The sequence below is a fragment of the Mycobacterium sp. 1164985.4 genome (assembly GCF_001668575.1).
GTDB lineage: Bacteria > Actinomycetota > Actinomycetes > Mycobacteriales > Mycobacteriaceae > Mycobacterium.
Genome location: NZ_LZMD01000053.1, coordinates 1 through 11,296, shown reverse-complemented (window position 1 = coordinate 11,296; position 11,296 = coordinate 1). Strand labels below are relative to the sequence as shown.

Here is an 11,296-nt window from a genome sequence, read left to right as displayed (position 1 = left end):
AACCGGCCGCGTCCGCTGAGCCGCACGCAGCGTCGCGATCACGATTACGACACCGCTCGCCGAGGTCGATTGAGCAGCCTCGACAGGTTTGATTTGCTCCGCTTCCGGTCATCCGCAAGTACCTGGCAGAATCGCCTGCGGAGGGGAGTATTCCTTCGCCGCGGTGTCGTCATCACGTCGGCCGTCATCGGACGACCGGTGCTGCGGGCCGACACGAGTGATCGTGGCGGTGGAAGAGACCTCCGGCGCTTTGACGACCGGAGGATCAGTGAACGTTTCCACCCTCGAATGGATCATCACGCTGAGCGTGACGACCGCCATCCTGCTGTTCGACGTCATCGTGATTGGCCGCCGGCCTCACGAGCCGTCGAAACGGGAGACCGGTGTCGCGCTGACGATCTATGTCAGCCTCGCGATCATCTTCGGCCTGTGGACCTGGTTCTTCCACGGCAGCCAGTACGGCGTCGAGTTCTTCGCCGGGTGGCTCACCGAGTACAGCCTGTCAGTGGACAACCTGTTCGTCTTCATCATCATCATGGCGAGCTTCAACGTGCCCAGGAAGTACCAGCAGCAGGCCCTCCTGGTGGGCATCATCCTGGCCCTGATCTTCCGCGGCATCTTCATCGCGCTCGGCGCCGTTGCGATCAACCAGTTCTCCTGGGTGTTCTACATTTTCGCCGCGTTCCTCATCTACACCGCCATCAACCTCGCCCGCGACACCGACCACGACGACGACGGCGACAACATCGTGGTCAGGTTCGCCCGCAACCACCTGAGCATGACCGACAAATGGGACGGGCTGAAGCTGTGGGTGAAGGAGAACGGCAAGCGGCTGATGACGCCGATGTTCCTCGTCATCGTCGCGCTGGGAACCACGGACCTGATCTTCGCGCTCGACTCCATCCCCGCCATCTACGGGCTCACCCAGGAGCCGTACCTGGTCTTCACGGCCAACGTGTTCGCGCTGATGGGTTTGCGCCAGCTGTACTTCCTGCTGGGCGATCTGCTCAAGCGACTGGTCTTCCTGTCCCAGGGCCTGGCGTTCATCCTCGGGTTCATCGGGGTGAAGCTGCTTCTGCACGCCCTGCACGAGAACGAGGTGCCGTTCATCAACGGCGGCGAGCACGTTCCGGTGCCGGAGATCCCGACCCTGCTCTCGCTGGGGGTGATCGTCGTGACGCTGGCCCTCACCACGGCGGCGAGCCTCTACAAGACGCGGGTGCACGACGTGAAGAACGGCACGGACGACACCGAGGAATCGTTGGATTCTCGCTGAGCGCAACGTTCGACGGGAGGTCGCGGCTCTGGAAGCCTTGCCGGGTGCGCCTATTCGTGACCGAAACCCCCGACGGGGGCTGGGATGAACTGACCGAAGGCGGAGTTCCGCCCGTCCGCGTCGCGGCCAAGGACCTACAGCATGCGCGACGGGTCCGCGCGCGGGTGCGTGCCGCCGGCGACGTCGCGGTCATTCTCGACGTCACGGTCGCCGTCGCGGCCGACTTCCGGTCGGTGCGCGACGTTCTCGAACCGGCCGAAGGGGTGCGCTACGCCGGCACCGTCGACGGCCTCGCGGGCCTGATCGCCGATATCGAGTCGGCCGGAGTGGCCGACGGCGTCACGCTCGTACCGGTGTCGCCGCACGGCGATGTGCACTCACTGGGCCGCGCGGTGCTGGACCGGCTGGCATCACGGGCTCAGGCCAAAGCCTCGTAGAGCAGCCCGGCATACCGGTTCGTGCGTTCGGTTCCCGTTGTTCCCGGACCCATCCGGTTCATCACGTAGGCGAACGTCGCGCGGCGGTCCAGATCCATCGCGATCGCCGAACCGCCCCAGCCGCCCCACCAGCAGATCCTGCCCTCGGGTATGGCGGGAACGCTCTCGGGACAAGGCAAGCCGAATCCGACACCGAAGCGCAGTGGGATCATGAGCACCTGGTCGAGGCCGTGCGATTGTTCGTCGAAGATCATGTCGATGGTCGCGGGGCCGAGAAGCTGCACACCGTTGGCCTTGCCGCCCAGCGCGATTGGCGACAGGGCGCGCGCCAGCCCGCGCGCGTTGCCATGGCCGTTCGCACCACCGATGTCGGCGCGCCGCCATGCGGTCGTCTCAGCGATCGAGGCGACATCCTGGTCGGGCCGAATGGTGCCGAACGTCTTGATCATCGGGTGATCCGGCGGTACTAGGTCGTACGGCAGCTCGAGGGGTGGAGGAGCGATGAGCTCGGCTATGCGGTCGTCGTCCTCCGGCCGAGCACCGATCTGGACGTCGGCGCCGAGGGGAGCGGCGATCTCGTCGCGCACGAATTCCCTGAGCGACCTGCCGGTGACGCGCCGGATCACCTCACCGATGAGGTGGCCGTAGTTGAGCGCGTGGTACCCCGACGCCGTGCCGGGAGGCCACCACGGAGCCTGGCCTGCGAGGTGGCTGGTCGAACGCTCCCAGTCGTACATGACCTCCAGGTCGAACGGCGCCTCCCATCCGGACACGCCGGACGTATGCGCCAGCAGATGCCGAATCTCAATGTCCTGCTTGCCATTAGCCGCGAACTCCGGCCAGTACTCGGCCACCCGGGCGGAGGAGTCGAGCAGCCCCCGGTCGATGAGGATCAGGGCGGCCAGCGCGGTGAGGGTTTTGGTGCACGACCAGAAGTTCACGATGGTGTCTTCGCGCCACGGGGTCGTCCTGGCACGGTCGGCGTGGCCGCCCCAGATGTCGACGACGCACTCGCCGTCGACGTCCACCGCGATTGATGCCCCCAGCTCCTCACCCTTGGCGATCTCGTCGGCCAGCGCGTCAGCGAGCCTGTCGAACCGGCTGTCCCAATGGCCGTGAACGGTCTCGTGCATCGGTTCATCATGCCGCTGCCCAGCGGATTTATGGAGAAAACGGCACCGATTCGCGCGCCCGCGCCGGTACCGTGATTGACGTAAGCGTCAATAGTCAGGAGGTATGCGATGCGCAGGTTCGCGACGGCGGTCGCTTTAGGCGCGCTGATCCTGGGTCCGCTCGTGACGGCACAGACCGCGGGTGCGGCGGCGGTAGCCCCCGACACCATCGCGCCGGTCCCGACGGTGCCCACCGCGCCGAGGGTCCAGGCGTTCGACTGCCAGGGCACGACGGGGAACATGGGATGCGGCCCGGGCTGGTTCTGGCGCGACGGCTGGCGGGGCTGGGGGTGCTACCCATGCTGACGTCGACAGCGGTCAAGGCCTCCTGCACAATGGCGGCGACAGCGTGCGCCGCTGCACTCGGAATCGGTTCGGCCGCAGCACAATCCGCTGACTACAGCAGGCTGCCGGTCGACCCGAACTCGATCACCGACTCGTTGGCCTACACCGCGGCTCCGCTCGCGATCAACCCCGACGGTCAGCCGGGCGTGAAGGCCGAGTACACCCACCGCGAGGGTGGCACACGGCAGATCACCACCACCATCCTGGTGCTGGCCGACCCCGCGGCCGCTACGGCGGCGCTCGACGGTGCGGCCGCCGACGTCGTCAACCAGCATTCGCAACCCGCCGATGTGGGCACCGGAGGCACGATGGTCACCGGCACCTCGCCCGACGGCTCCGAGTCCGTGGCCGTGCTGACCTTTACCGAGGGCAACACCGCGACGACGATCGAATTCGAAGGCCCCCCAAACGATCCCGCGCCCGCCGACTTGGTCACCGAACTGGGTCAGAAGCAGGCCGCGGCGATCAAGACCTGGCAGACGGCGTAACTCGGCGGACGGTCCGTCACCAGTTGTCGTAGCCGCCTTCGGGTCCCAGCATGCGTTCGAGCCGGGTGCGGTTGATGCGGGCCAGTTCGTTGCGCACGATCTTGCGTTCGGTCTCGATGTCGTTGTGAATTCGGTCGGTTATCGTCGCCAGCACCTGTGCGGCGTCGTAGCCGTTGACGAACATCACGAAGCCGAAGCCGAAGTGTTCGAGGTAACGCTTCGAGGCGGTGCCGAGCCGCTCCATGAGCTCGGGCTGGTCGCACCAGATCGCGCACTGCTCGGCGGCCGACTTCTCGCTGCCCGGCCGCCGCCCGACGTCCGGGTACGCCTGCAGGATCGTGTCGATCGAGTCCTCGCCGAGGCTGAACAACAACGCGTCGGCTTCACGGAACAACGAGTCGTGGTCGGCGTACGGGCGCCCGCGCGCCAGATCGGCGGCCAGCGGCACGCTGTAGCAGCATTCGTAGACCGCGTGCACCGCCCTGCGCATCGGCATCGCGTTGAACACTTCGAGGCCGATCCCCTGATGCATCAACACGAGAGCAATGATCGATCGCGACGAGAACGTCCAGGTTACGTCGTGTTACAGCGAGGAAAAATCAGCGCGCCCGTCAATCGGGCTCAGTGCTCCTTCTTGAACCGCTCCACCGACGCCTGAACCTCGGCCTCGGCCTCCGAGCGGCCCACCCAGTCGGCAGCCTTCACGTATTTACCGGGTTCGAGGTCCTTGTAGTGCACGAAGAAGTGCTTGATCGCCTCGAGCTCGTGCTCGGGCACGTCGCCGAGATCCTGGATGTGGTCCCAGCGCCCGTCGTCGGCGGGTACGCACAACACCTTGTCGTCGCCACCGGCCTCGTCGGTCATCTTGAACATCGCCACCGGGCGAACCTCGACGATGCAGCCCGGGAACACCGACTCGGGCAGCAGAACCAGCGCGTCGAGCGGATCGCCGTCCTCGCCGAGGGTGTTCTCGAAGAACCCGTAATCGGTCGGATAGGCCATCGACGTGTACAGGTAGCGGTCCAGCTTCACCCGGCCGGAGTCGTGGTCCACCTCGTACTTGTTGCGCGAACCCTTGGGAATCTCGATGACTACGTCGAACTGCACGGCAGCGGCTCCTTGCCCTGTGCTCTGGTCTGGTCGTCCGGTGACAAATCGGGTCAACCTTAATCGAGGGATACGCTGCTGTACGGGGGCGGTCCAGGTTGAGCAGGAGGGTTATGCGGCCCAGTCAGTGGCGGCGATCCACACACGTGGCGGTATCGGTGGCGGTACTGCTGCTGGTTGCCGTGGTCGTGGCCGTGGCCGCCGTGCTCACGACGGGTCGGTCGACCGAGGCCGCGGCGGGTAAGCCGACGCCTCCGGCCGCGACCGCCAATCCCGCCGTCGTCCCGGTGGCCGACGCGGCGCCCAAACCGCTTCCGGACCGGTTGGCCGCCAAGCTGGCGCCCGCGCTGGCCGACCCGAACCTCGGTGACCTCGCAGGACGCGTCACCGACGCGATGACCGCGGCCCCGGTGTGGGAGCAGCGCGCCGACGTGCCGATGCAGCCGGCGTCGACGAATAAGACGTTGACCGCCGCCGCCGCGCTGCTGACCCTGGACCGCGAGGCCCGACTCACCACGCGCGTGTACAGCGGGAGCAGGCCCGGTGTCGTGGTGCTCAAGGGTGGCGGCGATCCGACGCTGTCGGCAGCGCCCGCCGGGGAGGAAACCTGGTACCGAGATGCGGCGCGCATCAGCGATCTCGCCGAGCAGGTCACCGGCAGCGGCATCGAGGTGACGTCGGTGCTGGTCGACACCAGCACCTACAGCGGGCCCACCATGGCGCCGGGCTGGGACCCGCTCGACATCGACGGCGGCGACATCGCGCCGATGGAGTCGGTCATGCTCGACGGCGGCCGCACTCAGCCCGTGAGCGTCGACTCGGCCCGGTCCCGCACTCCGGCGCTCGACGCCGGGCGCGCGCTGGCGGCGGCGCTGAAGATCGACCCCGCGAAGGTCAGCGTGGCTCCGGGTAGCGCGAACGGCGGCGAGGAACTCGGCTCCGTCCAGTCGCCGCCGCTGATGTCGCGGCTGCGCGACATGATGAACGCCTCCGACAACGTGATGGCCGAGGCGATCGGGCGTGAGGTCGCCGCGGCGCTCAACCGCCCGCAGAGCTTCGACGGCGCCGTGCGCGCCGTCCTGGACGCCCTCGGCGACGCCGGGGTCGACACCACCGGCGCGAGGCTGTTCGACTCCAGCGGGCTGTCCGTCGACGACCGCCTCACCGCGGAGACGCTCGACGAGGTGGTGCAGGCCGCGGCCGGGGACGACCACCCCAAGCTGCGGCCGCTGGTCGACCTGCTCCCCATCGCCGGTGGCAGCGGAACCCTGTCCAACCGCTATCTGGACACCGACATCGTCAAACCCGCCGCCGGTTTCCTGCGCGCCAAGACGGGCTCGCTGACCGGCACCAACTCTCTGGCAGGCATCATCACCGACTCCAGCGGCCGGGTGCTCACCTTCGCGCTGATCTCCAACAACGCCGGCCCGACCGGACGCATCGCGCTCGACAACCTGGCGGCCACACTGCGGACGTGCGGATGCAGCGCATGAGCCCGTCCGCCAAGTCCTCGCTGTCGGTCGGGCGCGCCGTCGATTGGAACTTCGCGGCGACCGTGGGGGAGAGGCTGGCGCGGCCAGGTCCGGCGTCGACCGACTACACGCGCCGGCAGGTGATCGAGCAGTTGGCCGAGGCCTCGCGTTCCGCGGAGCTTCCGGTGCGTGAGATCACCGGGATGACGGAGGGTGGTGACATCCCCGAGGCGCGAATCGTCGACCGACCGCAGTGGATTCGCGCGGCCACCCGGTCGATGCGGGTGATGACCGGCGGGTCGGAGAAGCCGCGAGGCGTCATCAGCGGCCGCATCACGGGTGCGCAGACCGGGGCGGTGCTCGCCTTCATCTCCTCGGGGATCCTCGGACAGTACGATCCGTTCGGTCCCGGGGGAGGCGAACTGCTGCTGGTCTACCCGAACGTGATCGCCGTCGAGCGCCAGTTGCGGGTGCAGCCCTATGACTTCCGGCTGTGGGTCTGCTTGCACGAGGTCACCCACCGGGTGCAGTTCCGTGCCAACCCCTGGCTGGCCGACCACATGTCGCGTGCCCTCGGCGTACTCACCGAAGAAGGCTCCGACGACATCACCGAGATGGCGTCCCGGCTCGCCGAGTTCGTGCGCGGCCGCCGGAACGAGACGAACGGCGTTGTCGCCGATGCCAACTCGAACGGCATGATCGGCCTGTTACGCGCTGTGCAGTCCGAACCTCAGCGCGAGGCCCTCGACCAACTGCTGGTGCTCGGCACGCTGCTGGAAGGTCACGCGGACCACGTGATGGACGCCGTCGGCCCGGCTGTGGTGCCGTCCGTCGCGACGATCCGCAAGCGGTTCGACGAGCGGCGCCAACGCAAACAGTCGCCGCTGCAACGCGTGGTGCGGATGCTTCTCGGCATTGACGCCAAGCTCAGCCAGTACACCCGCGGCAAGGCATTCGTCGACCACGTCGTGTCCACCGTCGGGATGAGCCGGTTCAACGCGGTGTGGACGGACGCCGAAACACTGCCCCTGCCAACCGAAATCGACGAGCCGCAACGATGGATCGACAGGGTGCTGTAGCCGCACTCCGAGCGGCCGTCGCGGCGTTCGACCGCGACTTCGGCGTCGGCGACCGCTGGTGCGTTGCGCTGTCGGGAGGCGCGGACTCGCTGGCGCTGACGGCGGTTGCGGCAAGCATCAAACCGACCATCGCGCTCATCGTCGACCACCGACTGCAGTCCGACTCCGGCACCGTGGCGGAAACCGCACGACATCAGGCACTGTCGCTGGGATGCGTTGCGGCGCAGGCGATCACCATTGATATCGGGACGCGGGGCGGGCCCGAGGCCGCCGCGCGCACCGCGCGCTACCGCGCGCTGAACGCGGCGCGGGACGGCATGCCGGTGCTGGTGGGGCACACGCTGGACGATCAGGCCGAGACGGTGCTGATGGGGCTGGGCCGCGGGTCCGGGCCCCGGTCGATCGCCGGCATGCGGCCGTGGGACCCACCGTGGGGCCGGCCGCTGCTCGGTGTCCGGCGGGCGGTGACGCGCGCCGCCTGCGCCGAGCTCGGCCTGACTCCGTGGCAGGACCCGCACAACTTCGACCGCAGGTTCACCCGGGTCCGACTCCGTGAAGAGGTTCTGCCGCTGCTCGAGGACGTGCTCGGCGGTGGGGTCGCCGAGGCGCTGGCCCGCACCGCAGGTGCGCTGCGCGCCGACACCGACACCCTCGACGAACTGGCCGAGCGCGCGCTGAGCGGGATGCGCCGCGACGACGCGCTCGACGGTGCGGAGGTGGCGCAGCTCCCAGAAGCACTGCGGCTGCGGGTGATCCGTCGCTGGCTGCTCGACGGCGGTGCCGCCGGGCTGACCGACAAGCACATCCGAGCCGTCGACGCCCTCGTCACGGCGTGGCGGGGGCAGGGCGGTGTAGCGGTCGGATCACCCCTGCGGGAGCGCCGGCTGATCGCGGGCCGCCGGGACGGCATGTTGACCCTGCACACCGAGCCGGTTCGAACCATGAAAAACTGTGCCCGTGCCTGAGCCATCCGCCGAGCTGTACACCGGCGACATCAAGTCGGTGCTGCTGTCATCCGATGAGATCCAGGCCAAGATCGCCGAACTCGGCGCCCGCATCGCGGAGGAGTATCGCGACGCCGTGGCCGACAATGGCCAAGACCTCCTGCTGGTGACCGTGCTCAAGGGTGCGGTCTTCTTCGTCACGGACCTGGCCCGCGCGATTCCGCTGCCGACACAGCTGGAGTTCATGGCGGTCAGCTCGTACGGTTCGTCGACGTCGTCGTCCGGCGTCGTGCGGATCCTCAAGGACCTCGACCGCGACATCAACGGCCGCGACGTGCTGATCGTCGAAGACATCGTCGACTCAGGGCTCACTCTGTCGTGGCTGCTGCGCAACCTCGCGACCCGCCATCCCCGCTCGCTGCGGGTGTGCGCGCTGCTGCGCAAACCCGACGCGGTGCGCGCCGATGTCGACATCGCCCACGTCGGATTCGACATCCCCAACGAGTTCGTCGTCGGGTACGGCCTGGACTACGCCGAGCGCTACCGCGACCTCGACTACATCGGCACCCTGGATCCGAAGGTGTACGAGCAGCACTGAACGGCGCAAGATGAGGGGCATGCGCGAAACAGCCCTTCGCATCTGTCCCCTGTGTGAGGCCACCTGCGGCTTGGTCCTGACCATCGACGACGGCCGCGTCACCGGCGCCCGCGGTGACCGCGACGACGTGTTCAGCCACGGCTTCATCTGCCCGAAGGGCGCCAGCTTCGCTGAACTCGACAACGACCCCGACCGGTTGGCCCGGCCGATGGTGCGGCGCGACGGCGTGCTGACCGAGGCGAGCTGGGAGGAGGCGTTCGCCGCGGTCGCCGAGGGCCTCGGCGGTGTCATCGCCGAGCACGGTGGTGCGTCCGTCGGGGTCTACCTGGGAAATCCCAACGCCCACACGGTCGCGGGCGGGCTGTACACGCCGCTGGTCGTGAAGGCGCTCGGCACCCGGCAGGTGTATTCGGCGAGCACGCTGGATCAGATGCCCAAGCACGTGTCGCTGGGCCTGATGTTCGGCAGCCCGGTCGCATTCACCGTCCCCGATTTGGACCGCACCGATTACCTCGTGATCATCGGCGCCAATCCTCTTGTCTCCAACGGCAGCCTGGCGACCGCGGCCGACTTCCCCGGCAAGCTGCGCGCGCTGCGCAAGCGCGGCGGCCGGCTCGTGGTCATCGACCCCGCCCGCACCCGCACCGCCGAGCTCGCCGACCGGCATCTGGCCCCGCGGCCGGGCACCGACGCCGCGCTGCTCTTCGCGGTCGTCCACGTGCTGTTCGACGAGGAACTCACCGACCTCAAGCAGCTCGAAGGGCACGTCGATGGTGTCGACGAGGTGCGCGCGCTCGCCGCCGACTTCTCGCCGGAGATCGTTGCCGCGTTTTGCGGGGTGCCCGCAGACGACATCCGCACGCTCGCTCGCGAACTGGCCGCGGCGCCGTCGGCCGCCGTGTACGGCCGCATCGGCACCTCCACCGTGGAGTTCGGCACGTTGGGCAGCTGGCTGGTCGACATGGTCAACGTCCTCACCGGCAACCTGGACCGTTCGGGCGGCGCGATGTTCCCGCTCTCGCCGATCGCCCCCGCACCGCGTCCGCCGAAGCCGGGCCGGGGCTTTCTCACCGGCCGCTGGTACAGCCGCGTTTCGGGCTATCCCGAAGTGCTGTCGGAGTTTCCGGCCGCGGCGTTCGCGGAGGAGATCGACACACCCGGCGACGGACAGATCAAGGCCGTTATCACGATCGCGGGCAATCCGGTGCTCTCGGCGCCCGACGGTGAACGCCTCGACAAGGCGCTCGAGAGCGTCGCGTTCATGTGCAGCGTCGACCCGTATCTGAACGAGACCACCCGGCATGCCGACGTGATCCTGCCGCCGCCTCCGCCGTCGCGCAGCGCGCACTTCGACATCGCGCTCAACGCGCTCGCGGTGCGCAACAACGCGCGGTACTCACCGCCCGCGCTCCCGACGGCCGACCGGCCGGACGAGGCCGAGATCCTCTCGCGCATCGCGCTGATCCTCTACGGCCTCGGCCCCGACGCCGACCCGATGCTGGTCGACGACCAGGTGATCGCCGCGACGCTGGCCAAGGAGACCGCCGACCCGGACTCGCCGGTCGCCGGGCGATCTGTCGACGAACTGACCGCGCTGCTGCCGCCGGGACCGGGTTATGAGCGGCGCCTCGACATGATGCTGCGGCTCGGCGCCTACGGCGATGCGTTCGGCGCCAGGCCCGACGGCCTCACGCTGGCCAAGCTCAAGGCCGCCCCACACGGCATCGACCTCGGGCCGCTGCAGCCGCGCCTGGCCGAGGTGCTGCGGACGCCGTCGGGCCGGATCGAGCTCGCGCCGCCTCAGTTGACCGCCGATGTCGCACGCCTGCGCGAAGCGCTCGGGACGCGCCCCGACGGGTTCGTGCTCATCGGGCGACGGCACCTGCGGTCGAACAACAGCTGGATGCACAACCTGCCCGCGCTCTCGGGCGGGTCGAACCAGTGCACGCTGCGGATCCACCCCGACGACGCGGCCGAGCTCGGCCTGACGGACACGGCGGTCGTCAAGGGTCCCGGCGGCGAGCTGCTCGCGCCCATCGAGATCACACCGGACATGCGACGGGGCGTGGTGTCGCTGCCGCACGGCTGGGGCCACGACCGCGACGGCACTGGCCAGCGCGTGGCCGCCGGCGCGCCCGGCGTGAACGTCAACCAGCTCAACGACGGAAACCACCTCGACCCGCTGTCGGGAACCGCGGTGCTCAACGGGATCCCGGTCGACATCGCGCCCGCCGGCTGAGCCGGCGAATCGACGGAAGCCGGCTGAGCCGGCGAATCGACGGAAGCCGGCTGAGCCGGCCAGCTGATATAGCTCGAGTTAGTCCTTCTCAAATGCCTCCGGAGGTGTCAGGAAGGGATCTGTAACTGATTCCTTTTCG

At 68.5% G+C, this 11,296-nt stretch carries 12 protein-coding genes; 9 read left to right on the top strand and 3 right to left on the bottom strand.

Annotated features, from left to right (window positions below):
- Window positions 1-268 precede the first annotated feature (268 nt).
- Window positions 269-1,276: a TerC family protein gene (locus tag A5650_RS08380; RefSeq protein ID WP_067289142.1), complete on the top strand. Its 1,008-nt coding sequence runs from the start codon at window positions 269-271 to the stop codon at window positions 1,274-1,276.
- Window positions 1,277-1,320: 44 nt separating this feature from the next.
- Window positions 1,321-1,713 (top strand): hypothetical protein, encoded by a 393-nt coding sequence (locus tag A5650_RS08375; protein ID WP_067288865.1) that lies wholly within the window; start codon window positions 1,321-1,323, stop codon window positions 1,711-1,713.
- On the opposite strand, the gene A5650_RS08370 is transcribed toward A5650_RS08375, so the two are convergent.
- Window positions 1,695-2,846 carry a serine hydrolase domain-containing protein gene (locus A5650_RS08370; protein WP_067288861.1) on the bottom strand — a complete coding sequence of 384 codons (1,152 nt, stop codon included), beginning with the start codon at window positions 2,844-2,846 and terminating at the stop codon, window positions 1,695-1,697. The genes A5650_RS08375 and A5650_RS08370 overlap by 19 nt on opposite strands.
- A 108-nt stretch (window positions 2,847-2,954) precedes the next feature.
- Here A5650_RS08370 and A5650_RS08365 point away from each other — a divergent pair, with 108 nt between their 5' ends.
- A complete protein-coding gene (locus tag A5650_RS08365) occupies window positions 2,955-3,191 on the top strand; it encodes a hypothetical protein (protein ID WP_067288858.1) in 237 nt (78 codons plus the stop codon).
- On the top strand, window positions 3,185-3,718 hold the full coding sequence (locus A5650_RS08360) for a hypothetical protein (protein WP_067288854.1): 534 nt from the start codon (window positions 3,185-3,187) through the stop codon (window positions 3,716-3,718). Before A5650_RS08365 ends, A5650_RS08360 begins: the two co-directional genes overlap by 7 nt.
- A gap of 16 nt (window positions 3,719-3,734) precedes the next feature.
- On the opposite strand, the gene A5650_RS08355 is transcribed toward A5650_RS08360, so the two are convergent.
- Together A5650_RS08355 and A5650_RS08350 are read right to left on the bottom strand one after the other, a co-directional pair.
- Window positions 3,735-4,250 carry a 2-oxo-4-hydroxy-4-carboxy-5-ureidoimidazoline decarboxylase gene (locus A5650_RS08355; RefSeq protein ID WP_067289138.1) on the bottom strand — a complete coding sequence of 172 codons (516 nt, stop codon included), beginning with the start codon at window positions 4,248-4,250 and terminating at the stop codon, window positions 3,735-3,737.
- A gap of 89 nt (window positions 4,251-4,339) precedes the next feature.
- Window positions 4,340-4,825: an inorganic diphosphatase gene (locus tag A5650_RS08350; protein ID WP_067288852.1), complete on the bottom strand. Its 486-nt coding sequence runs from the start codon at window positions 4,823-4,825 to the stop codon at window positions 4,340-4,342.
- Between the two features lie 113 nt (window positions 4,826-4,938).
- Here A5650_RS08350 and dacB point away from each other — a divergent pair, with 113 nt between their 5' ends.
- From dacB to A5650_RS08325, 5 genes are read left to right on the top strand one after another with little or no spacing between them, the layout of a single operon-like run.
- Window positions 4,939-6,318: a D-alanyl-D-alanine carboxypeptidase/D-alanyl-D-alanine endopeptidase gene (gene dacB, locus A5650_RS08345; protein WP_067288850.1), complete on the top strand. Its 1,380-nt coding sequence runs from the start codon at window positions 4,939-4,941 to the stop codon at window positions 6,316-6,318.
- Window positions 6,306-7,376, top strand: a complete 1,071-nt coding sequence (locus tag A5650_RS08340) for an Rv3626c family coenzyme F420 biosynthesis-associated protein (protein WP_067289135.1) — start codon at window positions 6,306-6,308, stop codon at window positions 7,374-7,376. Before dacB ends, A5650_RS08340 begins: the two co-directional genes overlap by 13 nt.
- The gene (tilS, locus tag A5650_RS08335) at window positions 7,355-8,341 is read left to right on the top strand and encodes a tRNA lysidine(34) synthetase TilS (protein ID WP_067288848.1); all 987 of its coding nucleotides are present in this window, start codon (window positions 7,355-7,357) and stop codon (window positions 8,339-8,341) included. Before A5650_RS08340 ends, tilS begins: the two co-directional genes overlap by 22 nt.
- Window positions 8,328-8,918, top strand: coding sequence for a hypoxanthine phosphoribosyltransferase (hpt, locus tag A5650_RS08330; protein ID WP_067288844.1), 591 nt, complete (start codon window positions 8,328-8,330; stop codon window positions 8,916-8,918). The genes tilS and hpt overlap by 14 nt, the downstream gene beginning before the upstream one ends.
- Window positions 8,919-8,937: 19 nt before the next feature.
- Entirely contained in the window at window positions 8,938-11,157 is a 2,220-nt protein-coding gene (locus A5650_RS08325; RefSeq protein ID WP_067288841.1) for a molybdopterin-dependent oxidoreductase, read from the top strand.
- Window positions 11,158-11,296 lie beyond the last annotated feature (139 nt).

Excerpts from the sequence above, each read along its gene's own strand:
- dacB (WP_067288850.1), top strand. The coding sequence starts at position 4,939 with ATGCGGCCCAGTCAGTGGCGGCGATCCACACACGTGGCGGTATCGGTG.
- A5650_RS08325 (WP_067288841.1), top strand. The coding sequence starts at position 8,938 with ATGCGCGAAACAGCCCTTCGCATCTGTCCCCTGTGTGAGGCCACCTGC.
- A5650_RS08340 (WP_067289135.1), top strand. The coding sequence starts at position 6,306 with ATGCAGCGCATGAGCCCGTCCGCCAAGTCCTCGCTGTCGGTCGGGCGC.
- A5650_RS08370 (WP_067288861.1), bottom strand. The coding sequence starts at position 2,846 with ATGCACGAGACCGTTCACGGCCATTGGGACAGCCGGTTCGACAGGCTC.
- A5650_RS08360 (WP_067288854.1), top strand. The coding sequence starts at position 3,185 with ATGCTGACGTCGACAGCGGTCAAGGCCTCCTGCACAATGGCGGCGACA.
- tilS (WP_067288848.1), top strand. The coding sequence starts at position 7,355 with ATGGATCGACAGGGTGCTGTAGCCGCACTCCGAGCGGCCGTCGCGGCG.
- A5650_RS08355 (WP_067289138.1), bottom strand. The coding sequence starts at position 4,250 with ATGCATCAGGGGATCGGCCTCGAAGTGTTCAACGCGATGCCGATGCGC.
- A5650_RS08365 (WP_067288858.1), top strand. The coding sequence starts at position 2,955 with ATGCGCAGGTTCGCGACGGCGGTCGCTTTAGGCGCGCTGATCCTGGGT.